General features: G+C 50.2%; 23 protein-coding genes and 1 pseudogene. 12 read left to right on the top strand and 12 right to left on the bottom strand.

Going from position 1 to position 25,844, the window contains the following annotated elements:
- Nucleotides 1-165: 165 nt before the first annotated feature.
- Nucleotides 166-640: pseudogene (locus HUN04_02715) on the bottom strand (tyrosine-type recombinase/integrase).
- 365 nt (nt 641-1,005) lie between these two features.
- On the opposite strand from HUN04_02715, the gene HUN04_02710 reads away from it, so the two are divergent.
- The 7 genes from HUN04_02710 (at nt 1,006) to HUN04_02680 (ending at nt 8,926) form a co-directional block, all read left to right on the top strand.
- Complete coding sequence (locus HUN04_02710) at nt 1,006-1,233, top strand: hypothetical protein (protein WDP88705.1); 228 nt, start codon at nt 1,006-1,008, stop codon at nt 1,231-1,233.
- Nucleotides 1,234-1,361: 128 nt separating this feature from the next.
- Nucleotides 1,362-1,685 (top strand): hypothetical protein, encoded by a 324-nt coding sequence (locus HUN04_02705; protein WDP88704.1) that lies wholly within the window; start codon nt 1,362-1,364, stop codon nt 1,683-1,685.
- A gap of 276 nt (nt 1,686-1,961) precedes the next feature.
- On the top strand, nt 1,962-2,549 hold the full coding sequence (locus HUN04_02700; GenBank protein ID WDP88703.1) for a hypothetical protein: 588 nt from the start codon (nt 1,962-1,964) through the stop codon (nt 2,547-2,549).
- A 587-nt stretch (nt 2,550-3,136) separates the two neighbouring features.
- Nucleotides 3,137-4,000 carry a TIR domain-containing protein gene (locus HUN04_02695; GenBank protein WDP88702.1) on the top strand — a complete coding sequence of 288 codons (864 nt, stop codon included), beginning with the start codon at nt 3,137-3,139 and terminating at the stop codon, nt 3,998-4,000.
- 295 nt (nt 4,001-4,295) lie between these two features.
- Nucleotides 4,296-5,558, top strand: a complete 1,263-nt coding sequence (gene murA, locus HUN04_02690) for a UDP-N-acetylglucosamine 1-carboxyvinyltransferase (protein WDP88701.1) — start codon at nt 4,296-4,298, stop codon at nt 5,556-5,558.
- A gap of 86 nt (nt 5,559-5,644) precedes the next feature.
- Nucleotides 5,645-8,095: a DNA internalization-related competence protein ComEC/Rec2 gene (locus HUN04_02685; protein WDP88700.1), complete on the top strand. Its 2,451-nt coding sequence runs from the start codon at nt 5,645-5,647 to the stop codon at nt 8,093-8,095.
- Nucleotides 8,096-8,098: 3 nt separating this feature from the next.
- On the top strand, nt 8,099-8,926 hold the full coding sequence (locus HUN04_02680; GenBank protein ID WDP88699.1) for a hypothetical protein: 828 nt from the start codon (nt 8,099-8,101) through the stop codon (nt 8,924-8,926).
- On the opposite strand, the gene HUN04_02675 is transcribed toward HUN04_02680, so the two are convergent.
- Complete coding sequence (locus HUN04_02675) at nt 8,893-13,146, bottom strand: CoA activase (GenBank protein ID WDP88698.1); 4,254 nt, start codon at nt 13,144-13,146, stop codon at nt 8,893-8,895. The two genes, HUN04_02680 and HUN04_02675, sit on opposite strands and share 34 nt — an antisense overlap.
- Complete coding sequence (locus HUN04_02670) at nt 13,143-13,616, bottom strand: hypothetical protein (GenBank protein ID WDP88697.1); 474 nt, start codon at nt 13,614-13,616, stop codon at nt 13,143-13,145. Before HUN04_02670 ends, HUN04_02675 begins: the two co-directional genes overlap by 4 nt.
- Before the next feature lie 199 nt (nt 13,617-13,815).
- Here HUN04_02670 and HUN04_02665 point away from each other — a divergent pair, with 199 nt between their 5' ends.
- Genes HUN04_02665 through HUN04_02645 form a run of 5 tightly spaced genes read left to right on the top strand, consistent with a single transcriptional unit; the run spans nt 13,816 to nt 17,304 of the window.
- A complete protein-coding gene (locus HUN04_02665) occupies nt 13,816-14,610 on the top strand; it encodes an ABC transporter permease (protein WDP88696.1) in 795 nt (264 codons plus the stop codon).
- 20 nt (nt 14,611-14,630) lie between these two features.
- On the top strand, nt 14,631-15,371 hold the full coding sequence (locus HUN04_02660) for an ATP-binding cassette domain-containing protein (GenBank protein WDP88695.1): 741 nt from the start codon (nt 14,631-14,633) through the stop codon (nt 15,369-15,371).
- Nucleotides 15,372-15,405: 34 nt separating this feature from the next.
- A complete protein-coding gene (gene mlaD / locus HUN04_02655) occupies nt 15,406-15,858 on the top strand; it encodes an outer membrane lipid asymmetry maintenance protein MlaD (protein WDP88694.1) in 453 nt (150 codons plus the stop codon).
- 34 nt (nt 15,859-15,892) lie between these two features.
- A complete protein-coding gene (locus HUN04_02650) occupies nt 15,893-16,525 on the top strand; it encodes an ABC transporter substrate-binding protein (protein WDP88693.1) in 633 nt (210 codons plus the stop codon).
- Nucleotides 16,522-17,304 carry a VacJ family lipoprotein gene (locus HUN04_02645; GenBank protein ID WDP88692.1) on the top strand — a complete coding sequence of 261 codons (783 nt, stop codon included), beginning with the start codon at nt 16,522-16,524 and terminating at the stop codon, nt 17,302-17,304. The genes HUN04_02650 and HUN04_02645 overlap by 4 nt, the downstream gene beginning before the upstream one ends.
- 2 nt (nt 17,305-17,306) lie before the next feature.
- Here HUN04_02645 and HUN04_02640 read toward each other — a convergent pair whose 3' ends face one another.
- The 9 genes from HUN04_02640 to HUN04_02600 form a co-directional block, all read right to left on the bottom strand.
- Nucleotides 17,307-18,104 (bottom strand): amidohydrolase, encoded by a 798-nt coding sequence (locus HUN04_02640; protein WDP88691.1) that lies wholly within the window; start codon nt 18,102-18,104, stop codon nt 17,307-17,309.
- Between the two features lie 3 nt (nt 18,105-18,107).
- Nucleotides 18,108-18,566, bottom strand: coding sequence for an Lrp/AsnC family transcriptional regulator (locus HUN04_02635; GenBank protein WDP88690.1), 459 nt, complete (start codon nt 18,564-18,566; stop codon nt 18,108-18,110).
- Between the two features lie 124 nt (nt 18,567-18,690).
- Nucleotides 18,691-19,008: a TusE/DsrC/DsvC family sulfur relay protein gene (locus tag HUN04_02630; protein WDP88689.1), complete on the bottom strand. Its 318-nt coding sequence runs from the start codon at nt 19,006-19,008 to the stop codon at nt 18,691-18,693.
- A 205-nt stretch (nt 19,009-19,213) separates the two neighbouring features.
- A complete protein-coding gene (locus HUN04_02625) occupies nt 19,214-20,059 on the bottom strand; it encodes an FAD/NAD(P)-binding protein (GenBank protein ID WDP88688.1) in 846 nt (281 codons plus the stop codon).
- Nucleotides 20,060-20,078: 19 nt separating this feature from the next.
- Nucleotides 20,079-21,131, bottom strand: a complete 1,053-nt coding sequence (locus HUN04_02620; GenBank protein WDP88687.1) for a 4Fe-4S dicluster domain-containing protein — start codon at nt 21,129-21,131, stop codon at nt 20,079-20,081.
- A 17-nt stretch (nt 21,132-21,148) separates the two neighbouring features.
- The gene (locus tag HUN04_02615) at nt 21,149-22,099 is read right to left on the bottom strand and encodes a Coenzyme F420 hydrogenase/dehydrogenase, beta subunit C-terminal domain (GenBank protein ID WDP88686.1); all 951 of its coding nucleotides are present in this window, start codon (nt 22,097-22,099) and stop codon (nt 21,149-21,151) included.
- Nucleotide 22,100: 1 nt separating this feature from the next.
- Nucleotides 22,101-22,301 carry a hydrogenase iron-sulfur subunit gene (locus HUN04_02610; protein ID WDP93139.1) on the bottom strand — a complete coding sequence of 67 codons (201 nt, stop codon included), beginning with the start codon at nt 22,299-22,301 and terminating at the stop codon, nt 22,101-22,103.
- 21 nt (nt 22,302-22,322) lie between these two features.
- A complete protein-coding gene (locus tag HUN04_02605) occupies nt 22,323-22,523 on the bottom strand; it encodes a hydrogenase iron-sulfur subunit (GenBank protein ID WDP88685.1) in 201 nt (66 codons plus the stop codon).
- 30 nt (nt 22,524-22,553) lie between these two features.
- Nucleotides 22,554-25,643, bottom strand: coding sequence for a CoB--CoM heterodisulfide reductase iron-sulfur subunit A family protein (locus HUN04_02600; protein WDP88684.1), 3,090 nt, complete (start codon nt 25,641-25,643; stop codon nt 22,554-22,556).
- Nucleotides 25,644-25,844 lie beyond the last annotated feature (201 nt).

The raw sequence follows: 25,844 nt of genomic DNA, 5'->3' as shown, positions 1-25,844 counted from the left end.
GAAATATTGATAGCACAAAAACCCTTTGGGGTCAATGGTTTGGAGGTTTTTTGAGGACTCTCTGTGAAGGTGAGTGAAAGTGCTTTTTGAGGGACTTAAAATCCCTCGGGGCTGAGCCCTGTACGAGTTCAATTCTCGTCCCAGGTACCAAATGAAATCAAGGGGTTAGCTGGTAATGCTGAACCCCTTTTTTATTGCTAAATACCCGTGGTGTGGATTGGTGTGTGGATTTTGTGTAGCTGACTCAAAAATAGACATCGCTTCTATTTCCGACCCACCAATACTGTGCAAATAGATTTTTGTTGTTGTACGATTTTCATGACCCAAAATTTTCTGAATAGCTGCCAATGGCACGTTCATATTATCCATGATTGAAACTCCTGAGTGACGCAGAAGCATGAAAAGAAAATCTTCTCACGCCAGCCTTTTTGCACAGCGTCTTCAATATGGTCGAACGATACTTGAATTTGGTAGTTACTTTTTTCCCGGTTTTCCAGTCTAAATAAGTATTACAAAACACCCAAGGGTACTCTAATTTCCTGACCTTATAGCGTTTTGATAGTATCTCATATAGTCTTTGGGTCAGAGGAACTTTGCGCGGCGTTAAATGACCGCCTTTCTTTTTCCTGCTATCCGGTATGCATCTCATTTTTTCTGGCCGTGTACCCCAGGATTTTTGTCCTGAAATCGGCCCATTTTTCATCTGGCAGGCTGAAATAAGGGTAACTTTTTTGAAAATCAGAAAATTTCTAAGGGTTTCCCTGATTGACATGGCCGATTATATCTGATTCGTTCTGGTATGGCCTGTTAATGCCACAGGGTAAATTGGGCTTCTTTGTAACGAATTGGTCATTTCCCATCAAATGATTCTTTGGTGATCCTTCAGTGTTGTGCTCATCCAAAGAATTCGCCTCATGCTGTTTAAGGCTTTTTTGTGATGGGGAATGGGGGCAAAGCATTGAGCACCCAGGAAAATATTAGGTTCAATAACTCAGGAGATGGATAATGAAATTGCTTCGAACTGACCCAGAAAAAGGAACCAAAGTGATTGCTGAAAGTGATAATATCCCTTCGCTAAAATCGCTTGCATCCAGACTTTGTGATGGTGAAAATGAGTTGAACTGGGAATCCGGGCAACTCCCAAAAGGGGGCGTATGTAGTGAGGAAATTTCAACAAGTCCCTTGTTGCATACATCTTTTAGAGACGGCAGTTCTTTTGTAATTGAAGATTAGAAATCTTGTGCTGCAAAGCTGATAACCGTCAGGATAATCTTTAAATCAATTTAATGAGGATAGCTTTTAAAAAATCATATTATTCAAATCTGTATATTCATTTGTTACATAAAAACAGGAGTTAAATAATGGAAACATACGTAAAAGCTGGACGGATTATCAGACTCTTTGGTTGGTTGCAGGTGTTGGGTTTTATAGGTATGACGATAGCGATTATAATTCCTCTGTTTGCTGGAGATAATTCTTTGCCAGATCCAGTGGCTTTGGTCCCAATGTTTTCTATGGCTTTAATCCCTTTCCTATTTTTCAAGATCGGTTCTGCAATAAAAGAGCACAAAGACTGGGGGCGAATAGTTGGAATTATTCTGGCCGTAGTTATGTTGTTTGGCTTCCCAATAGGTACAATTGTCGGTGCATATATATTATGGTGTCTAATCAAAGGCTGGGAATAGAAATATTAAATCAGGCTAAAGTGAAAAAACAAATTCCATGCTATTTTCTTATTCCAACCCAATAGAATTAATACTTGTAGTTGGTGTTGTGTCTTTACCGTTTATAGCCATTTTTTATCATGTATTTAAAAGGTTTCGGATAGAATCCTCTAAAAGAAAAAGTGGAATAGAGAACAAGTTCGTTCGATATTCAATATTTGTACTATGATTTTCAGACTGGGTAAGGATATTCTCCATTTAAATTGATTAATTCTTACGGTTCTTTCTTTAATTTTTATGAAGTCAATTAATAGAAAACCTCGTTATTATTTCAATTCTCAGAAAACTGCCCGCAAAACTATTTTGGGACTTATTGCGGGAAGCCTTTTTTTGCTGTTTTTAGCTATTACAAGCTGGCAAGATTACAATGAAAAAGGTTTTATTAGAGTGCCCCAAAGAGGCATAGATACTTATCTTTATGGGGAGTCAGCTAAGGTTACAATCAATGCTTATGTGGCAGGCAGTATCTTTTTATTTTCTATCGGGGGGTACTTTTCAGTTTTGTACATTCGCATTTGGAATGCACAAAGAAAGCACCAAAAAAAAATCATTCCTGATAGCTGTGATATTGATAAAATGGAAAAGATGATTTGTCCGTCTTGCCTACATTCAAGCCCGATATATTTAACGGCAGATCGTACTTGCCCTAAATGCAATACACCAATGGATGAAGTTAATGTCGTTATAGAAACAAAGGCTTATTTGGAAGCAAATAAAAACGCCAAGGATACAGCAATTGATACGGAACATTTATATATCGTACTCTTACTATTTGTAGTGATGGTGGTTCTAATAATTTGGTTTGATCCTACAGTTAATCTATAGTTTTTTTACCTTCTCAGCAGAGAACAGCCTTTAATAAAGCATTAAACGGAAATCTAAAGTTTTATTAAATTGCCGCTTTGCTCAGCCTGATAATCAGTCAGCTTCAGTCAGCTTCATTCAGCACATTATAAATAGTAGCCTTAGATACCCCATACTCCTTTGAAAGCTGTGTGGGGTTAAATCCCTGGTCTTTCTTTTGTTTGATATATACCAGGTGATTATAATCGGAACATGACATGAGAATTACCGATTGGTGATAGTGGGGGGGGGCATGTGGTGGGGGTACCAAACTTCCTAATGCTTTGGGATCATAGGATTCATATAATGCAATGGCTGTTAAGCAAGTTGATGTGAATTTAAGCCCCTTTATCTGGATTGCCAATATATTTTTTACAAATTCCACAGCCAGAGAAAAAAGATTGTTTTCTAAGGGATTTCCTGATTGACATCTCCCTTGATCTTTGATTCCATGGATAATGGACTGCCAATATCACAGGATGCATTTGATATCATTTGAAAAAACGGCTATGTCCCATTAGACTATTCACTGATGGCCCTCCAATGGGGCGCTCATTCCAAAAAACGCAATGAAGAAACCTATTAAAATTTTCATTAGCCATTCTTGGGAAAATGAAATCTTTTATCAGAATCTTGTGACGATGCTAAATTCGATAATAGATTTCAATTGGGTTAATCTATCCATATCTAAAGACCAGGCAATATCTGTAGCAACAGGAGAAGAGGCAATCCCTCAAAGGATTGAATTCTTGAATAACCGTTCTGCTGAAATAACGAAGCTAAAGTACAAATTTTCTAATAAACTAAAACATCTAAAGGCTCGTCGTGCTAATTTGAAAATTAAAGAAATGGAAATTATACAATATGAGCAAATTGATTTGTTGATAGCAGAAGAACGAGAACGAATTCTAAATCCAGGTTTTGTTGCAAAAATTAAGTCTTTAGAAAAAATAAAAAGCAGAATTGAAGGACTGAACCTTCAAAGAGAAAAAAAGCGGAACCAATCCGGCTTATTTCAATTGGATGTCGAGATTAACAAGGTTGAAAAAAGGGTGGCAAAATTAAAAGATGAACGTGAAGATATTAATCAGTGTTTAAATAACATTACGCATATTAGAATTGGCAATACTGGAAAAACAAGAGACGACGTAATTAAGAAGTTTCCCAATCTTGCATTAGCGATTAGAAATCAACTTGCACAAGCTGATTTAGTATTGATTGTCGTTCAAAGCAATTCATCATACCAACAATGGATTGAATATGAGTATCAAGAAGCATTTGTATTGAGAAAACCAATTATTGGTTTGTTACACCCAGATTTAATGGAAAATATTCCTCCAGACCTAAAACGTTATGGCGTCATACCAATTGAATGGGACCAACACAAATTGGCTCAAGTGTTGAGAGAAATACCTGAGAAAGTTTTATTGTGAGAAAGCCAATACCCCCTTTTCTGGTGTGTGAAAACAATTCCAAAATAATCCAAAATATGATAAAAGAGGCGATTGATAATAAGAATGCAAAAAGCGGAACCCCTTGTTGTTAAAGAAGATCCGCTTCAGCAAAGGAAAGTAGGGTGCTTGGAGGTAGTAACTTAAAATCCCTCGGAGATTATCTCTGTACGAGTGCAATTCTCGTCCCAGGTACCATTTAGATTTAAAAAGGGGCCGGGCTTTTTAGCTGAGCCCCTTTTTTTAATTAATCCATCCTTGGAAGGCCGAAGTATCTATGGACAAAATTCAAATCAAAGGTGGCTGCCGCCTCGGCGGCGACGTGTTTATCAGCGGTGCAAAAAATGCCGCGCTTCCTTTAATCGCCTCCAGCATCCTGGTGGACGGTCAGACTGTGTTTACCAATGTGCCCAGGCTCATGGACATTAATTCCATTAAACTGCTTCTGGAGGACCTGGGGGCGGTATGCGAATTTGATGACCATACCCTGTCCGTGGACGGCAGGGGGATCAATAAAATTGAGGCGGAGTACGACTTGGTCCGTAAAATGAGGGCGTCCATCCTCGTGCTCGGTCCGCTGGTGGCCCGGTTCGGCCATGCCAAGGTCTCCATGCCCGGAGGGTGCGCCATTGGGGCCCGGCCGGTGAATATGCATCTGACCGGACTTGAAGCCATGGGGGCTGAAATAACCATTGAACATGGATATATTGAGGCCAAAACCACCGGTCCAAGACTGACCGGAAATGAGATTTATTTTGATATCCCCACGGTAACCGGCACGGAAAACCTGATGATGGCGGCGGTTTTGGCAAAGGGTGAGACCGTGCTGCGCAACGCGGCCAGGGAACCTGAAATCGTTTGTCTGGCTGAGGCGCTGAATAAGATGGGGGCCAGGATTTCCGGGGCCGGGACGGCGATTATAACCATTGAAGGCGTGGACAAACTCAACCCCGTTGAAGTCAGGGTGATCCCAGACCGTATTGAAACCGGCACTTTTATGGCGGCGGCAGCGGCCACTGGCGGAGATGTCATGATACGGGGCTGTATACCGGACCACATCGGCGGCATTATCAGCAAACTGCGCGGCACGGGCACCGAGGTGGAGGTGTTTGAGGACAGTGTCCGGGTGAGGGGCGGGGCGTCCATAAAAAGTGTGGATATCAAAACATTGCCCTACCCGGGGTTTCCCACCGACATGCAGGCCCAGTTTATGGCATTAATGGCCATTGCCGACGGCAATGCCGTTATCCATGAATCCATATTTGAGAACCGGTTTATCCATGCCAATGAATTGCTGCGCATGGGGGCGGATATTTCCATTTCCAATGGGAATTATGCCATGGTCAGGGGGGTCAAAAAGCTGCAGGGGGCACCGGTGATGGCTTCGGACCTCAGGGCCAGCGCATCCCTTGTTATTGCCGGCCTGGTGGCAGAAGGCACCACCCTGATTTCAAGGGTATATCATATGGACAGGGGATATGAAGCCATTGAGGAAAAATTTTCAGCCCTGGGGGCAGATATCCTGAGGATCAAATCTTGAAAATCAGACCCCGGGATAATTTCCTGGGAATCAGAGTGAGGCGGCTTTAAATAAATGCCGCTTTAAAAGAATAGGGGAGGGCCTATGTGAAAACCGGACTGGACCGCATTTGCCCTCCCTTGCTGCCTGTGGCAGTCTTGCTATGCTGCGGGGTATGGATGGGGATATTCCCCCTGTTCTCCCCAGCTTGGTACTGCCTGGCCCTGGCGCTTGCCGCCGGCCTGGTCTTTACCTTCATCTCTTTTCGTTCTTCAGTTACTCTGATCCTCTGCGCTGTTCTCGCTCCGGTGTGGGGAGCCATGTCCATGGGGCGGATTCACCGTCCGGTGTTGCAGGACAACCATATCTCAAAATTTGCGGACAATGGCCCTAAAGTGGTCTCAGGGACGGTGGTTTCCCTGCCCCGCTATTATCCCGGCAAAATTCGGATGGTGCTGGACTGCAGTGAAATTCTGGAGAAAAATGGCGCCCCGCAGGCGGTCTCCGGCCGTATTCTGTTAAATATTTACGGGGCTGCCAGTGAGACATCCCGGGGGATTCCTGGATTCGGCGACCATGTCCGGTTTTACAGCCGTCTGAACGGTATACGGAATTTTTCCAATCCAGGGGGATATGATTATAAGGCCAGGATGCGATACCTGGGAATTTTTGGCTCCGCCCATGCCCAGGCCGGGAAAATCAAGATTCTGCCCAGGGGGGATACGGGTATTAAAACCGAATTTTACCGCCGGGCGGCATCCATGCGCAACCGGTTCCGGCAACGGGTGCTGGCCCTGGCCAAAGAGCGCCGGTCGGATGCCGCCGGTGTGCTGACGGCATTGGTGACGGGACAGAAAGAGGTATTGCCCCGGCAGGTAAAAGAGGGGTTTGCCAGGGCCGGGATCAGTCACCTGCTCGCAATTTCAGGCTTCCACCTCTCCCTGGTTGCCCTGGGGTTTTACCTGTTCATCAACGGCGCATTAAGTCGGATTCATACCCTGTCGGTGAGGGGGCTTGCCCGGAAGGCCTCAGGGGTGCTTACCCTGATTCCCCTGTCCGGCTATGCCCTGTTTACTGGATTTTCCCCTTCCACCCAGCGTGCCCTGGTTATGGTTGCCGCGTTCATGGCAGCCCTGCTGGCGGAAAGGGAAAAAGATCCCCTGAATATTCTCAGCCTTGCAGCCTTACTGATTCTGGCATTTGATCCGCCGGCTCTTTTTTCCATATCCTTCCAATTATCCTTTACTGCGGTGTTTTTTATTATTGTTGGATTTACCCGGGTCCGGCGTATGGGGTGGATGCCTGAACATAAAGGGGTGGCATGGCTCTGGGGCATGGTTCTTGTGACCCTGTTTGCAGGCCTTGGGACAGGGCCGCTGATTGCCCGGTATTTTAATATGGTCTCCTGTGTGCAGGTTGTTTCCAATCTGGTATTTGTACCTGTGATCGGATTTGTCTGCCTGCCGCTCGGGCTCGCCGGTCTGGTGCTGGAGTGGATATGGACGCCCGGCGGGATGTGGGTGCTGGATCGGGGTCTGGATCTGCTGGGGATCAGCCTAAGGCTTATTGACTGTATCACCGGGTTTGAGGCGTCCTGGGCCAGGGTGGTCACCCCGGACAATCTGGCGCTGGCATTGATTTATCTTTTTATGGCAGCCGTATATCTTGCGGTATTTACCCGTAAAAAAAAGGCCTATATTTTTCTGGCCGTGATTATGACCGCCGGTGTCCTGTATACGGCATACGGTCTGAAACAGCGGTTTTGCCCGGGGCGTATGAGTGTGACTGTGCTTGATGTCGGCCAGGGGAATGCCGCAGTGGTCCGAACGGCCGGGGGGAGCACCCTGCTCATCGACGGGGGCGGATTTTCCGGCAGCTCAGGTTTTGATACCGGGCGGTTCATTATCGGCCCCTATCTGTGGCGGCAGTGGATCTGCAACCTGGACGGCGTTGTTTTGACCCATCCCCAGGCCGACCATATGAACGGCCTGGTTTTTATCATGGAGAATTTTCGGGTGAAACAATGGTTCCGCAACGGGGACGAAAGTACTGCCCGGGCCTTTGAGGCCTTGACTGCCCTGGCCAAAGAAAAAGGGATCCCCCAGCACTCGCCCGGCACAAAAGGGCTGGACCTGGCCTTTGACCAGACCCGCCTCCAGATATTGCCGGCGCCCGGATCTCCGTTGGATGTGAACAACAACTCCCTGGTCTGCCGCCTTGTCCACGGCGATGTATCTATCCTATTCCCGGGCGATATTGAATCTGACCGGGAGAAACTACTGGCCGGGGAGGGGAATATGATGGCAAGCACCACCATTTTGGTTGCCCCCCACCACGGCAGTAAAAGCAGCAGCACCAATATTTTCCTTGATAAACTCAATGCCCAGGGGGTAATAATATCCTGTGGATACAACAACCGGTACGGATTCCCCCATGCTCCCGTACTCCATCGGTACCGGGAGCGGGGAATGAAAATTTTCCGGACGGATCTCCAGGGCGCTGTGACAATGACCGTGTTCCGGAATGGCTATGACATCCAGACCCAAAGGAATAATTAAACCTTGTATTATATCTATTTCCCTTTTGTTATGATTCTTTCCGGCCTTATGTTTTTTGAGTGCCACCGCCGGCAGCTTCCCAAATGGTGGGCGGCCGTTGTCTTTGCCGCCCCGATCACCACTCCTTATTTTATTTTTAAATCCAGGAAAACCCAGGGCGTGATCCTGTTCATGATTTTTCTGACCAGCTTTACAGCGGTGGCCGGATCTGAATTTTATCTTTATATGAAGATGAAGGAAGATACAAAATATGATCATCTGCCGCCCCTGACCCGTCAGGTCATGCGCTTCAGCGATACCCTAAAACATACCACACAACGGCTGGACAAAGCACTGGTGCAGCTTGAGCAGATGTCCAAGGTGGAATCCCGGATCAACGAACTCAAAACCACCATTGATTTTATCGGTGAACTGAGAATCGCCATGTCCCAGAATCAGGCCGCCATCCGGCGGATGGTCAAGTTCACCTCAGATTATAAAAGCTATTTTATTAAAAAAGAGCTGAACTGGGTCTACGAGATTCAGCTCTTTTATACCAACAGGAATGTGATCCGCCATTATGAAAGCCTTGAGCGGTATCTGGATGAATTCGGGGCCCTGCTGGAATATACCTATAAACATTTTGACAGCATCACAAAGCTGCAGAGCCCCGTCCATTTGAAAAATTACGATGAATACTATCTCCGGTACCGCAGGGCCGTGGATTCACATAACCGGCTCAACGTGGCCCGCATAGAATTCCAAAATGAATTTCTCAAAAAATACCCGGAAATCAGTCCCTACCTTCCTGGCCAGCGTCAGACAGAGGCCTTCCGTCTCTGGGAGGAATAGGGGGGCTTTCTCAGATACTTGAGGAAGGGGACCACCACCTTGTTTTTATTGCCTCCGGACAGGTCATAGGTAATGCTCACAATGGGAACCTTTACCTTTTTTTCAATCTGTTCGGCCATGGCCTCGGTGACCAGGCCCGGACAGCAGAAGGCCGGGTTGGCGCCGATGAGCAGGGCCAGATCCGGGTGTTCGTGGACGATATAGTGGATTTTGAGGATATTGTCCATGGACTCCCCTGTGTGTTCCGGGCGCATGCCGTATTCCCGTAGAATCTCGTCATAGGACTGGGTCACCCGAAGATCCGATTCGTCAAGAAAGGGTTTAAAATAGGGATAATACCGTCTTTCCATGGTTTTCATGGCTGCCAGAAGCGCCTTGTTGGAGATCAGGCTCAGGTATTTTCCCTCTTTGAACCATTTTTTGAAATAGGCATTGGCGATAATTTGTACATACTGGAAATAGGGGGTGGTAACGGCTTCGCCCCCGTTTTCCTCTATGAACCGGATAAGGTCCTGGTTCATGGTACTGTTGTCCCGGACATAGAGATCCCCGAAGATACCGACCTTGGGACGGGAGCCCCGGGTTCTGGGAATTTTCCGGAAAATGGACATAATTTCATTAAGGGCCTTTTCCTTGGATCCCCCGGTGAGAAATGCCGTCCCCATGATATCTGCTGCAGATTTCAGCGCCCTGTCCGTTTCTCCCGGATTGATTTCATAGGGCCGGATTTTGCAGCCGATGCTTCTGAACAACCCGCCGAACATATAGGCGAAATAGGTGTTGGTGGAGGCTTTCAGGCCGATGTCAAATAGGGAGAGTTCACCCCTGTAAACCCTGGCCAGTTCAAATCCGTTTTTTTCCCGGGCCAGGATTTTCTGGATATGGTAGGGATACATTTTTATATTGCAGGCAATGGCCGAATCGTTTAACCAGAGCACGCAATCGGCCGGGTTCAGGCCGTGTTTTTTCACCGTGTGAATGAACCCTGCGGCCACGGCATTGAGGGGCAGGCATTGGCCGGTGTTGGTCAGCAGGCATTTTTTCAGGGTTTCCTGGGTCTCTTCCATGAGTACCGCATCATATCCCTCGTTTTTCAGTATGTTGACGATGAGATGGCCGGTGATGGCATCCCAGTTGGGGAAGATAATGGTTTTGCCCGTGAGTTCCTCGGTAAACCGGGGGGTAAACAGGTCAGGGTCGGGAAGCGGGAGCTTTTCCTGCCGGCGGGCATGATTGGTAAACGCACGTACCGCCGCTTCAATCCGTGTCTCATACCCCACGCTGGAGTCATGCTCGTCCAGTTCAAGCACCAGGTAGGGTTTGTTGAATTGTTCCATGATTTCTTTGAAATAATCCACGGCAAATGAATCCGGGGCGCACCTGAATGAGGAGACAAACACGGGGTAGAGGTTCTCTGTGGTGGCGGCGGCGTAGGCGGCCTTGAGAATGGTTGCGGCATGCTTCCAGTGGATCTGCTTGAGCAGGGGGGCGATGGGGCTGTAATCCCGTCCTTCAAGGTTGATCATATCCTGGAAAAAGGCGTTAATGCCCAGGTTGGAAAAGATGCCGGGAATATTGTTGTTCATGGCCTTGGACAGCACGGTGTAGGGCCGGCCCAAAAGGAGCACATCCACTTTCTCCCGGCAACCGCCAGTATCTGTGCCGCTGTGACTCCCATCTTTTCGGTTGCGGGCATATACCTGTTTCAGTTCCGCCGTCCAGCCCTTTTGGATGCTCACGGCCCGGTCATATGCCTGTGAAATATCAAAAAAGGAGAACCGGCCGTTATCCAGTTGTTTCAAAGCAGTGTACAATTCCATTTTGGTGTGGAAGCTGGTGTACAGGTATTTGATCATGGGGGTGATAATTCTGTGGGATTCGGCATGGCCTGAAAGCACTGCCGGGGTAAACTGGGTGTAATAGCAGTGCTGGCGCCGGGTTTCCTTCTCATTGGTCTTGTCCTCAAAATAAAAGGGGAGGAAAACAAAATCTGTTTTTTTGAGAAGGTGATCCACATGGCCGTTCAGGGCCACCACCGGGGCGCAGAATTCGGCACCGGCAAGTTTTTTCCCCTGTTTGACCGGGTCTTTCAGGCTGGTGCTGGTTTTGACTTTGACGCCGAGCCCCGTAAAAAATAATTTCCAGAAGGGCAGGTCAGCGGTCATGTGAAGGCCGTCGGGCAACCCCACAACCAGATCGGTTCTGGGAACCGGAGTCGGCCGGTGGGTTTTCTGGATTGCTTTTCTGGCTGCAAGCAGGTCGTATCCGGTTGTGCCGGTCACCCGTTTTTGGGTGTTATAGTCTCTGCCGCACAGGAATCCGTATGCCTGGGGGGAACCGTCTACATCGGCAATGGTGATCTTGCAGTGGTTGGTGCACAGCCTGCAGACTTCCTGGCGTACCGGTATTTCTTCCTGCCAGATTCCAAAGCCCCTGAAGGCGGATCGGGGCAGGCGTCCTTGCTTTACCTCTTCCATGGCCATGAGGGCAACGCCCAGAGCACCGGTGAGGTGGCAGTAGCTGGAAACATAAATGGGCTTGTTCAGTTTCTGTTCAAAGGCGGCCACCAATGCCTTGTTCCGGGCCGTGGCGCCCTGGAAAAGGATTTGGCTGCCGATTTTGGCCACATTGGCCACCTTGGTCAGATAGTTGTCCCGGACGGAATGGAGCACCGAGGCCAGGATTTCATTTTTTTCATACCCCTCGGCAAAAAAGTAATTGATATCCCGCTCCATGAAAACCGTGCACCGGTCGCTGGACACCGGTGCGGTGACCCCTTCGGTCCTGGCGGAGTATTCGGATAGCGGGCAGTCCAGTTTTGACGCCTGCTCCTCAATGAAGCTTCCCGTACCGGCGGCGCAGACCGTATTCATAACCGAGGAGGTGACCATCCCGTCTTTGAGAAGGGTGAATTTGGCATCCTGGCCGCCGATTTCAATGATGGTATCCACCTCCGGGTTCAGGTTCACCGCGGCGGTGGCATGGGCCGTGATCTCATCGGGTTCAATGTCGGCGCCGATGATTTTGGCCGAAATCCTGCGGCCGGAGCCGGTGGTGCCGCATCCCTTGACCGGAAATTCCAAGCCAAAGTCCCGCCTGAATCCGTCAAGGGCCTTGAATAGGGTCTGGACGGCCTGGACCGGCCTGGACGCGGTTTTGGTATAAAATCCGGCCACCGGTATGCCGGCCTGGTCCGTTAATACGCTTTTTGTGGAGGTGGAGCCCACATCCAGCCCGAGGAAGCCGTAGGAGATGCTCCTGGCGGCCGGGTCTTGGTAGACATCCACTTCAACCCCGTGGCAGATATAGGATTTAAATGCCTTGAAATCGGGGTAGTCCGAAAGCTTGAGATCAAGCTCAGGGTACCGGTATCCCGATGATTTGTCCTGGGATGAAAAATAAGCGGCAGGCGCGCTATAGTCACTGGCACGGGCCGGAGATTCGTCCGCCAGGCAGAGTCCGGCGCCAAGGGCCCCGTATACCGGAGAGAGGTCATCAATGGTTAATTTGATACCGGTAATGGATTCAAGGTGGGCGGTCACGGCCGTGTTCTGGGATACCCCGCCGCAGAAAACCACCTTGCCCTTGGGCTGTTTCTGTTTAAACAGGGTATTGGCGATGTTCTTGGCCAGGCCGTAACAGAGTCCGTCGCAGATCTGGGGGATATCATATCCTTCCTGCTGGGCATGGATGAGGTCGGTTTTGGCAAATACGGCGCACCGGGTGGCGATGTCCGGGCGGGAGCCTGAGTTTTCAAGGGCCCTGGCAGATATCTCATGGGAGCCGGCCAGGTGGAGGCGACCGGCCTGCTGGTCCAGGAAGCTTCCCGTGCCGGCGGCACATGAGGTATTGTGCCGTGCTCCGGTATAGTTGCCCCGGTCGTCAAACAGGCTTAAAGAAAATTTTTCACCGCCGATGTTGAGAAGGGCACCTGCGCCGGGGTGACGGCTACGGACAGACCGGATGACGGCCACCTGTTCGTCAATAACGGCGTCGGCCCCTATAAATGCGGGTGTGCCCGCCGTTTTTGCCACGTGGCCGATGCGTTCAAGGACCGCCATCTCCCGCAACCGGTTGAGCATCCGGTCCAGTGTTTCTTTGACTTCCCCGTGGTGGAAAGCCGAGTCCGTGAATACCGGGCTGCCTTTTTGATCTACTGCTGCCAGATGGATTGAAACTGATCCCGCATCTATGCCTAAAATCAAGGTGCTGCTTTTCATAGTTGATTCCTCACTTCATTCCAGAATGATGTTACGCCGTCAAACCAGCCGTCGATGAATTTCTTTTCATGGTCCACCCCTTCCTGGGAGGTATAACTGCCAAGGCCGTTGGCTTTATAAATGCCGTTGAAATAGGACTGATAGTCTTCGTGGTTGAGCAATTCATACGTGTCCTCACAATGGAGTACGTAGAGCAGGTCCTGGTAGTGGGCGGACTTTGCCCATTTGAGCCCCTGCTTTTTCCCGGACCGGTAGAACCTGTTTTCCCAGTCCAGTTTCTCCTGCCGGAGACGCTTGACGATATCCGGCATGTCCAGCTCTTCGGAAAACCGCTTTTGAAGCTCTTCTTTTTTCTGGATCGCCTCGGTAAGCGCCTCCTGGAACATTTTTGAAAAGTTAAAGGAACTGCGCCATTCCGTCAGTTTTTCATGGAGCATATCCGGTATGCTTAGGGTTATTTTCTGGGCCATACGTCTTATCCTGGTTGTTTTGATAGGGGAAATTACCACCTGGACAGGGGGGCTGTCCGTGGTGTGTGCTTCATACGTATTAAATTTTACCCCACGTGTCAATTCCCTTCACAAAAATTTACAAATCCGTGCATTTGCATACACTTAAACCGGGGAGTATTCCTGTATTTTTAAAGTAAAAACTGGTATAAGCCACCTTATGTTTAAACAGAGACTGGAAATGATTGGCGGGCGCACCATTGCCCGCATAGAAACCCTGGGGCGGCTGGTGTTTTTTTTGTGTGCCGGATTGGCCCAGGCATGTGTGCCCCCCTTGCAGACGGCCAAAATTCTGGAGCAGGTCTGGTTTATCGGCGCCAAGTCCATGTTTGTCATTGTGCTTACGGCCATCTTTACCGGAATGGTTCTGGGGCTGCAGGGATACCACACCCTTGTGAGCTTCGGTTCTGAAGCGGCCCTGGGTTCTGCCGTTGCCATGAGCCTGATCCGGGAACTGGGGCCGGTGCTGGCTGCCATTATGATTGCGGCCAGGGCCGGATCGGCCATGGCTGCGGAATTGGGGGTGATGCGGATCTCCGAACAGATTGACGCCCTGAAAACCATGGAAATCCATCCGATACGGTTTACCTTCTCCCCCCGACTCATCGCCGGCCTTATTTCTTTCCCGCTGCTTACGGCATTATTCGATGTTACCGGGATTTTCGGAGGTTATCTGACCGGTTCTGTGATGATGGGAATCAATGAGCATGTATATATGGATAAGGTGATTTCCAGTGTCTCCATGAGTGATATCGGCGGAGGCTTTATCAAATCCCTGGTGTTCGGGGGACTTGTGACCTGCATCTGTTGTTTCAGGGGATACCATGCCCACCTTGAAGGAGGGGGCAGGGGGTTCGGTGCCAAGGGGGTTTCCCTTGCCACTACCAATGCCGTGGTCCATTCGTGCATTTTTATTTTGGTGGCAGATTATATTATTACCTATTTTCAGGTATAGCGCAGGAACAGGACGCAACTATGGCAGAGCCTTTTATCCAGCTTATCGGCATCCGCAAGCGGTTTGGCGACAATTCCGTGCTTAACGGCGTGGACCTCTCCATTCACCGGGGTCAGATCACTACGGTGATCGGTAAAAGCGGCACGGGCAAATCCGTGCTTCTCAAGCACATCATCGGGCTCATGAAGCAGGATGAGGGGCAGCTGCTGGTCAACGGCGTCCCCCTTGACAGGATGGACAAGGCGGCCAGGCATGGATTCCGGCGGGAGATTTCCTATATGTTCCAGGACAATGCCCTGTTCGATTTCCTTTCCATATATGAAAATATCGCCCTGCCCCTGTCTGAAAAAAAGATACTTCCTGAAAGGGAGATCCGGGCAAAGGTTCTTGAGAAAATGGAAATGCTGGGGATCCAGGGAATTGAAGAGAGTTTCCCTTCCCAGCTTTCCGGTGGGATGCGCAAGCGTGTGGCCCTGGCCCGGGCCCTGATCACCGATCCGGCGGCCGTCCTTTTTGACGAGCCCACCACCGGACTGGACCCGGTGCGGAGAAACAATGTCCACGGGATGATCTCCCGGTACCAGAAGGAGTTTGGGTTTACGGCGGTGATCGTCAGCCACGATATACCGGAAATATTTGAGATCACCCAGCATATTGCCATGCTGGATAAAGGGAAGATCATATTTGAAGGCAGTACCGAGGCCATACTGGCCTCCGAAAACGATACCGTAAATGCCTTTATCCGCGGAAAAGAGATGTAAACCCGGCCCTGCGGTGCCGGTGAAAAGGATAGATATGAAACATAAAAATCTGGAGTTATACGTCGGTATTTTCGTTCTGATCGGTGCGGCCTGCATCGCCTACCTGGTCCTGGTTGTTGGCGAGGCAAAGCTTTTTGGAGGGGAGCGGTATGCCCTTCACGGGTATTTTTCATCGGTCACCGGGTTGAAAACCGGCGCACGGGTTGAAATGGCCGGGGTGGAGATCGGTAATGTGGGGAAGATTTCACTGGACAGGGACCGGCTGGTGGCCAGGGTGGTATTTCATATCGACAGCGGTGTCGAAGTTACCGAGGACAGTATCGCATCGGTGAAAACAAGCGGCATCATCGGGGAGAAATACATCGACATCTCTCCGGGAGGCGCTGAGATGCTTCTGGAGGAGGGTGAGGAGATCATGAATACCGAATCCACCCTGGATATCGAATCCCTGGTCCGTAAGTTTATTTTCAGCGGCAAATCTCCTTAACATGATTAAAAGAAAATAATTAGGATGGTTGAGCATGAAGCGAAAATTTTTCTTTTTTGCGGCCCTTTTTTGTTCCGCATGGATGCTGCCGGGGGCCATTTCCGTCGCCGGTGAGGCTGATGTAAATGCTGCCCAGGCCAGGGTCGAGCTTGAGGCAAGGGTGAATGAGGTACTGGCTCTCATTCAGGATGAGGCCCTGATCAAAGATCCTGTAAAACAGGAACAGATGCTGTACGATAAGGGACTGGATATTTTTGATTTTAATACCTTTTCAATGCTGGCCCTGGGCAGGAAATACCGGGAATTCTCTTCGGACCAGCGCCAAGAGTTTATTACCTGGTTTTCAAAATTGATTTCCAATACCTATTTCCCCAAGCTGGCTGGAAAAGACGTATCGGATATCCAGGTGCTTTATCAGGATGTCCATGGATTAAAGCCCAAAAAAGGTATATTCAGAACCGATATCACCACCGAGCTGGTCCAGGGGGAAACCCGTGTCTCCATTGTTTACCGGATGATCCAGAAAAAAGAGCAGAAATGGAAAATCTATGATATAAAAATCGAAGGCGTGTCCATGGCTGCCAATTACAGGGAGCAGTTTAAGCAGGATTTATCTCTGACGCCGGAAAAGATAATCGCCCATCTCAAAGAAAAGGTAGACAAATGAAAAAGACGATCGTTTTTATCCTGGTGGTATTGGTCTCGGCGGGGGGGCTGGGAATATCATTTGCCGCAACAGCACAGGCCGGGGAACCATCTGCCGTTTCATCCACAGGAGCGGATGATGGGGAATTCAGCGAAGATATATTTGACGAGTATGAGCAGGCCGGAGAAGAGGGGCAGGCGGTGGCCGATCCCATTTATTACTTCAACAAGGCCATGTTCACCTTTAACGATTATCTCTATTTTTACGGACTGAAGCCCGTGGCCCAGGGATACAAAGCCGTTGTGCCCACTCCGGCAAGAACGGGCATCCAGAATTTTTTCAACAACCTGCTTTTTCCGGTGAGGTTTGTGAACGATATCCTCCAGGGTAAGGGAGAAGCGGCCGCCACTGAATTCTCCGCCTTTTTCGTCAACTCCACCCTGGGGATTCTGGGGTTTAACGATTTTGCCCAGAAGCATATGGGGCTGAAACTCCAGGATGAGGATTTGGGCCAGACCCTTGGGGCCTGGAATGTGGGGGAGGGGTTTTACCTGGTGCTGCCGGTGCTTGGGCCTTCCACCTTAAGGGACACTGTGGGGTCGGTGGGAGACATGTTCATTACCCCGGTGACCTATGTGAAGCCCTGGGAGCTTGAATGGGGCATGCGCGGGGTCGATACAGTGAACGGCACCTCTTTTAGGATCGGGGATTACGAGGCGCTCAAGGATGCGGCCCTGGATCCCTACATCGCCCTTCGCAACGCCTATATCCAGAACCGCCGGGCAAAGATTCAGGATTAAAATTATTGTTTAATTAAGTCGGGGCGGCGGTTGGGAAGAAAATAGCGCATCTTGTGGGAACGCACCCGGTCAACTGCCCCCATATCCATCTCCACCATGTGGAGCCCCGCAGTTATTTCTTTTGAAACCAGGTATCCATCAGGTCCTATGGTAAGGGCCAGCCCGGGAAAGCTCAGGCCTGCGCCGTTCTCTCCCGTTTGGTTGACGGCTGCCACAAAGATGCCGTTGTCAAAGGCCCTGGCCGGCAGATGGCGCATCCATGAGATAAATTTATCTTCGGAGCTTCCCCTGGGGGATGCATGGGGGAAAAAAATGATGTCCGCCCCCTTCAAGGCCATGGCCGTTGACAGTTCTGGGAAATGGGCATCATAGCAGAGCTGCACCCCGAATTTAATGTCCTTGAATTCAAATACCCTGACGGTGTTGCCCGGTTTATAATTTTTCTGTTCAAATGGGGACAGGTGGATTTTACGGTAGACTGCCAAAGGATAGTCCGGCCGGATAACCAGGTGTGCGGCGTGGGTCCAGCCGTTTCCAATATGCTCGGCGATTCCTGCCAGGACAGCCGTTTGAGCGGATTCTGCTGCCTGGTGCAACCGGTCAATCCATCCGGGGGATAGGGGCCTTGCCATGGATGTATCCCCGGCGGAATAACCCGTCAGGTTCATTTCTGGAAACACGACGACGTCGGCCCCGTGCTCACCGGCCAGGTGAACACTGTCAAGCGTTTCGGCCAGGTTGTTATCAAAGTCCCCGGCCTTACACTGCTGGATGACAAGGGCAACCCTGAGCGTGGTCATTTGCTACACTTTGAAATTGGCTGATATTTTAAAGACGTGGGTGGCTGGCAGGTTTAAAATGGTATCCACCCCGGTTTTTTCCGCAATGGCCTTCAGGTTGTTTTCAATGGTCTCCACGGAGGGGGCGATAAAGGTGAACCATATGTTGAATTTATGGTCCCGCCGGTAATTGTGGGTGACTCCCGGGTATGAATTAACGGTTTTTTTAAACAGTTCCACCTTGTCTTCATCCACACAGGCAGCGCAGAGGGTGGAATGGTACCCTAAACGGTCCGGACTGAAATTCCCGCCGATCCTGCGGATGATAAAGGCCTCCTTCATCTCCCGGATCCGGTCAATCACCTCGTTTTCGGTCAGCCCCAGCCTTTCTCCGATCACTCTGTAAGGCCGGGAATCAATGGGGAAGTCTGTCTGTATGCTGTTCAGAATGCGCTTGTTGGTTTCGTCAATATTGGAGGGCATCTACCACCTTATTCAATTTGGCTATAAAATATGCTCTGGGCTTGTGCTTTAATGAATAAAGGCTCTGATTGCGCAGGGCAAACAGAGCCTTTAAAACTAAACAGAAAAACTATAAATAGTTTGACTATACACAACCGGTGGGTTTGGGCAGACCGGCCATTTTGCAGGCGCCTTTACCAGGTCCAGAGGGGAACAGTTCATAGATGTGTTTCAGTTTGAACTTGGTCAGCTTGGACAGAACACGTACCATGGGAGCGATACCGTTCTTTTCGTAGTAGTCCTGAAGAACCTTGACCAGCTGCCAGTGTTCGTCAGTCATTTCTTCGATGCCTTCCTGGCCTTTTACATAATCGACCCACTCGTCGCAGTACAGGTTGTAGTCAAGCAGGAAGCCGTCTTCATCTATTTCAAAGGTTTTTCCGTTAAATTCAACAGTTGCCATTTACAATTTCCTCCTGTAAAAAGTTTTTTTTTTCCGGATTTATCAATCCGGCTTTTTTAATCTAGCCTATCATTTCAGACATACCGTCTTCACTTCAATAGTCTCTTTGATAATTGACGCCTAAACATAGCTCAGCAATCTTGGGTTGTCAACAAAGAATCTCCCGCCGTTAGGCAAAAAAATCAGTGCTTTCAACCCGGTTGCCTTAATATTCTTTAGGCGTTTGATTGATCTCTTCCAGGGTAAATACCGGGCCGTCCTTGCAGACCAGTTCCTTACCGATATTACACCGGCCGCACATGCCGATGCCGCACTTCATCCGGTTCTCCAGAGACATGATGATCTGGTCGGGCTTGTAACCCAGTTTGGTCAGTGCCGGCTGGGTGAATTTGATCATGATGGGAGGGCCGCAGACAATGGCGTAGGTATCGGCATCCGCCTTGGGCGCCTTTTCCTCAACGATCTGGGGCACAAAGCCGGTATTGTATTTCCAGGTTGGGTCGTCGGTGCCGTCAACGGTGATGTGCATGTTGATGTCATCCCGTTTTTCCCATTCGTACAGCTCTTCTCTGTAAAGGAGCATGCCGGGGGTCCGGGCCCCGTAGACCACGTCTATATTGCCGAATTTGGATCGGTTGGCCGGATCCAGCATATAAACAATGGAGGAACGCAGTGTTGTAAAAGCGAAACCGCCGCCGATAATCACCACGTTTTTACCTTCAAGTTTGTCCCAGGGATACCAGTTGCCAAGGGGGCCCCTGATACCCATGATGTCCCCCACCTTCATGTTGTGCAGATGGGCGGTGACCACACCGGTTCTGAATACGGTGAATTTAACAAAACCTTTTTCCACGGGGGAGGAAGCGATCCCGATGGGGATCTCGCCCACGCCGGGGATGGACAGTTCTGCAAACTGGCCGGCCTGGTAGGCGAACTTTTCTTCATCCCCTTCATTCAGAAAAACGAACTTAAAGGTCTTAAGGGATTTGTCTTCTGTCGCGATTTCAATATCATCAATGCGAACAGGATACGGCAAATAGGGATTTTCCATTTCTTTTCTCCTTTGTCCGCTATTCTTGTTTCTCATATCCGTTCATGGTCTTGGCGACCTCACGGATGTCAATGTTGACGGGGCAGCTTTTGACGCAGCGGCCGCAGCCCACGCACATGATTCCCTGCTCGTACTTGTCCAGAAAGTACTTGAGCTTGTGCATGAAGCGCTGGCGGACCCTCTGGGTTTTTTCTCCCCTGGGGTTGTGACCGGTGGCATGGCGGGTGAACAGGGGAGACATGCAGGTATCCCAGTTCCTGAACCGGATGTTTTCATTGCGCTTGGCCTCGTCCTGGATGTCAAAGCACCAGCAGGTGGGGCAGACATAGGTGCAGGTCCCGCAGTTGATGCAGGAAAAAGCGATATCATCCCAGAAGGGGGCCTCGTGGAGGTCAAGGATGGTCTTGCCGGCCAGCTTGTCCGTTTCCACAGTTGAGGTGATCTTGGATTCGGCTTCTTTTTTCAGCACGTCCAGGAGTACCTGGCTTTCCTTCTCGTCAGCGGCGGAGTCAAACCCGCATGCTGCGGCAAAGGCCTCACCCTTGGGAGTGAGCACCTTGGCCAGGTATTTATCGTCCATGTCCGCCAGCAGGATGTCCAGGCCTTCCTCACTGAAGGGGCCGCATCCGGTGGAAGTGGAGAAGTCAAATGGACCGGGCCGGTTGATGCCCAGTCCCACGAAGGTGGTGGCCTCGTAGGCGTCGCACCAGTATGGATCCCGGTAGTCTTCTGTGTCAAAGTTCAGCTTGACCAGCTGGACGGCCTTGGCATCATAGGGGCGGATGCCCACCACGGCCCGGGGGGTGTAGTCGGCTTCGGCCCGCTTCATAATATGATGGCCTTCAACGGCTTCGTCCAGGCAGGCATTCAGGATTTTTTCCGACTGGGGAAAAAGAACGGATTTTGCCGAGAGCACGGAATCCGTATATTCCATCTCCGGCTGGGCGTCTGCGCCCAGAGGCTGTATCTGGCAGCCGTTTTCATCTGTCACCGGGCCGAAAAGCTGATAGGTCTCTCTGGATTTATCAATGCCTTTGGTCCAGTCTTTTTTATCAATTGTTATGAATTTCATTTTCATATCCTTGTCGCTTATTTGATAAAATCATTTGGATCATCGGGGCTGTACGCATCCAGAGGGGGCCGCTTGGTGATGTCCAGGCCGGCTTCCCAGCCGAACATTTCAAAGGCGTCCTTATTCAGCTTCCGCGTAAAATCCCTGACATTGATACCCATGGGGCAGGCTTCGACACAGGCGCCGCAGTCGGTGCAGCGGCCGGCGCAGTGGAAGGCCCTCAAAAAGTGGAAGGTGTCCACGTCGGTTTTATTCTGGCCTTTGCCCACCCATTGGGGGCCGGACTCGTCCACAAAGCAGGTGGGACAATAGCAGAGCGGACAGGCGTTCCTGCAGGCGTAGCAGCGGATACAGTTTTTGGTCAGCTCCTGGAAGTGTGCCCAGCGGCCCTCGTCGTCCAGGGCTTCGATGGCATCCACGTCGGGGAAGGGATTGTCCAGTTCCTGCTCTTCCACAAGGTCCCCGGCCAGTACATCATAGAGCGCGGGGTTTCTGTGGGTGCAGTACCGGCAGTTATCCTTGAGAACATCTTCTTTGGCAGCGGTCAGGTTCTGGAGGGTGGAGGTCACCTTGATGGTATCCCCGTCCTCTTCAAACCCGGTGATCTCGCCTTCAACGGCTGCGGCAATTTTCACCTTGTCCACCATGCCGGTGCAGGGCACGCCAATGATATAGAGGTTGTCCCGGTCGATCTGGTTTTCCACAATGTGGGTTACCAGGTTTCTGGAGTCGCAGCCTTTGGCCACAACGGCAATTTTTTTGCCCTTTTCTTTGGCGGCGTAGTTTGCCAGGTTGAGCCCGCAGGTACTGGTGAAGGTCAGTCTGTCAACATCGTCTGCTGAAGTGATTGAAACAGGACTGGTGGCCATGGGAATGGTCCCCTCGGCGAAACCGATCACTTTTTCAACCTCACCTTTTTCAAGGAGGTCTTTGGCAATCTCCCTGATTTTTTCTATACAGGTTTCCATTTTAGCTATAGTCCTTTACAAATTTCGTATTGGGCCCCAGGGCCTCAACCTTTTCTGTTATTTCCTTGACCACATCCACAAACTTGGTGGCTTCGGCGGAAGAAATCCAGGAAAAATGTACCCGGTCTTTTTCAATGCCCATGTGTTCAAGCAGGTTGCCCATCAAAGCGAATTTCCGGCGTGCATAATAATTACCATCCAGGTAATGACATTCACCGGGATGTCAGCCGGATACCCATACCGCATCCGCGCCTTCGCGGAATGCGGACAACACGAATTTGGGACTCATTCTGCCGGTGCAGGGAATCCGGATGACCCGGATATCCGCCGGGTATTCCATCCTGGACACACCGGCAAGGTCTGCTGCCCCGTAAGAGCACCAGTTGCACAGGAAACTTACTATTTTGATTTTATTATCACTCATTATTTATAATCTCCTTAGCCTGTGAAAAGTCTAACCGACTTCGCCCAGGGCAAATATCTGTGAGAAAATCTGGTTGGTGTCAAATCCCCTCAGGTGCAGGGCACCGGAGCGGCAGGACGCTACGCACAGCCCGCAGCCCTTGCAGAGCACGGGGTTCACCTCGGCACGGCCTGCAAACCGGCCGTCCGCTGCAAATCCAGGTGCGGAATAGGGGCAGATGGAGACGCAGACACCGCAGGCGGAACATTTTTCCTGGTCCACGCTGGCAATGGTGCCGGAGGTAAACAGGCTGTCCTTTTTGGCCAGCAGGGTGAGCGCGCGGGAGGCGGCTGCCCGGCCCTGGGTGATGGCTTCATTGACGGGTTTCGGGTAATGGCCGGAACCAGCCACGAACACACCGTCGGTGGCAAATTCAGCCGGTCCGAGTTTGGCATGTTTTTCAACAAAGAAGCCTTCGTCGCTTAGGGGAACCTTGAAGAAGTTGGCCAGTTTTTCATCCCGTCTGGGTTCAATGGCGGCGGCCAGGGTAACCAGATCGGCATCAATGGTGACGGGCTTCTGCAGCACGTGGTCGGTGAGGGTGATCTGAACCGCCCCGTCTTCAACCTTGACCACCGGTTTGTTTTCCACATCGTAGCGGATGAAGATCACGCCCATTTCCCTTGCCTTTTTATAGAGCAGTTCCCGTTCTCCGTAGGTCCGGATGTCCCGGTAGAGAATAAAGACATCTGTTTCGGGCTTGCGTTCCTTGAGCTCAATGGCGGCCTCGATGGAATGGGTGCAGCATACCCTGGAGCAATAGGGCCGTCCGGGTTCCCTGGAGCCCACGCACTGGATGAAAACTGCCGTGTTTACGGCATCCAGTTTGGCGTCGTTTTTTATGAACATTTTGTCCAGGTCCAGGGTCTTGATGATCCTATCATCCTCACCGTAGCAGTATTCGGCGGGTTCAATGGATTTGGCACCGGTGGCCACCACGGCAACGCCGTGTTCCAGTTCCTGGGTGTTGCCGCCGTTGCTCAGGGTGGACTTGAAGTTGCCCACAAAGCCCTCCACCCCTTCCAGGGTGGTGTTGGTGTGGACGGTGATCTTTTCGTTGCCGTTGATTTCTTCAATCAGGGCTTTTATCTTTTCACCCACATTTTCGCCCTGTGCTGTCTTGTAGAGCTTCAGCGCTTCCCCGCCCAGTTCATCTTTCTTTTCAATGAGATGGGTGTCATAGCCCTGGGTGGCCAGGCTCTTGGCCGCTGTCATGCCGGCCAGGCCGCCGCCGATGACCATGACCGAATCATTGACGTTGATTTTTTCTTCGGCCAGGGGTTCGGCAAGGGCCGCTTTGGCGACCGCCATGCGGACCAGATCCTTTGCCTTTTCAGTGGCAATCTCAGGATTGTTTTTGTGGACCCAGGAGTTGTGATTCCGGATATTGGTCATCTCAAAGAGATATTTGTTCAGTCCGGCGTTGACCAGGGTCTCCTGGAAGAGGGGCTCATGGGTTTTGGGGGTACATGCGGCAACCACCACGCGGTTGAGGCCCTTTTCCTTGATGGTTTCCGCCATCTTGTCCTGGGCATCCTGGGAACAGGAGTACATGTTCTCGGCGGCGTATTCCACATAGGGCAGGGTTTTGGCGTACTCGGTCACCTCCGGGCAGTTGACCACCCCGGCAATGTTGGAACCGCAGTCGCAGACAAAGACACCGATTTTTGGCGGATCTCCCACCACGTTGGTCTCTTCGATTTTTTCCACTTCCTTGACCATGGTGCCACGGACATCACTCAAGGCGTCACCGGCCGCAGATGCGGCGGCAGATGCATCCAGTACGGATTCGGGAATATCCTTGGGATTGTTGAATACGCCGGATACAAAGATGCCGTCACGGGAAGAGGTTACCGGTTCAAAGGAATCGGTTTTGCAGAATCCGTTTTCGGTGAGGTCTACCCCCAGCTTTTCAGCCAGTTCTTTTGTTTCTTTCGGGATTTCCAGGCCCACGGAGAGAACAATCATGTCAAAGGTGTCGTCCACCATCTGGCCGAACTCGTCGGCGTATTTGATGTTCAGGTCATAGGTTTCCGAATCCTGGGTCACGGTGTGCACCCTGGAGCGGATGAAATTAATCCCGTGTTTTTCCTTGGCGTTCTGGTAGTATTTTTCAAACTCCTTGCCAGGGGTTCTCATGTCCATGAAGAAGATGGAGCATTCAAGCTCGCTGTCATGTTCCATGGCGATCATGGCTTCCTTGATGGCATACATGCAGCATACGGAAGAACAATAGGGATTGTCGCATTTGTTCATGTCCCTGGAGCCGATACACTGGAACCAGGCAATCTTCTTTGGATCTTTACGCTTTTCCGCCAGGGCCTTGTCTGCCTTCTTTTTGGGCTTGGCTGGCAGTTTGGGAAAGGTGGTTACATGGCCCATGGCAGGACCCGAGGCGGAGAGCATCCGTTCGAACTCCATGGAGGTTACCACATTGGGGAAACTGGCGTAGTTATAGTTGTCGAACTGTGAGGGGTCAAAGGGTTTGAACCCCGGGGAAAAGATGATGGAACCCGCATTCAGGGTAACGGTCTCTTCCGTCTGGGTGTAGTCAATGGCGTTTGCCGGGCAGACCTCTTCACAATTGCCGCATTTGTCCTTTGTCAGCTTGAGGCAGACATCGGGGTTGATGGCATATTTAAGGGGGACCGCCTGGGGGTATTCCACATAAATGGCCTTACGTGTGGCCAGGTCTGCGTTGTACCCGTCGTCCCATTTGCCGGGACATTTTTCAGCACAGGCGCCGCATCCCACACAGAGATCCTCGTTGACGTACCTGGGCTTTTTAAGAATTTCTACCTGAAAATTGCCTTTCTCACCTGTAACGTTTTTAACCTCGGAAAGGGTTAAAAGCTCAATGTTTAAATGCCGGCCGACCTCGACCAGTGTGGGTGAGATAATTCACATGGCACAGTCATTTGTCGGAAAGGTCTTATCCAACTGGGCCATGACGCCGCCGATGGATGGACCCTTTTCCACCAAATAGACATAAAATCCGGAATTTGCGAGATCCAGGGCCGAAAGCATGCCGGAAATACCGCCACCGATCACTACCACAGATCCGGTTTTTGTTGAGTTCATATGTTTCCTCTCCTTAAATTAAATAAAAACAAATCCACTGCACAATTGTAGTTTTTGTTTTTTTTGCCTCGTCTTTTCAAATATTTATAATTGCCTGGGGTCAGGCGTACCTCTTTCCATTAATTATGTTTTGTTAATAAAAAAATAGTATGTTATAAAGCTATCCGGCAACCAATGTCAACCATAATCGGGCAGAACGCC

It is taken from the genome of Desulfobacter sp. (genome assembly GCA_028768525.1).
Taxonomy (GTDB): Bacteria; Desulfobacterota; Desulfobacteria; order Desulfobacterales; family Desulfobacteraceae; genus Desulfobacter.
Note: the sequence above shows the minus strand (reverse complement) of the source record. Positions and strands in the feature narration are given on the sequence as shown.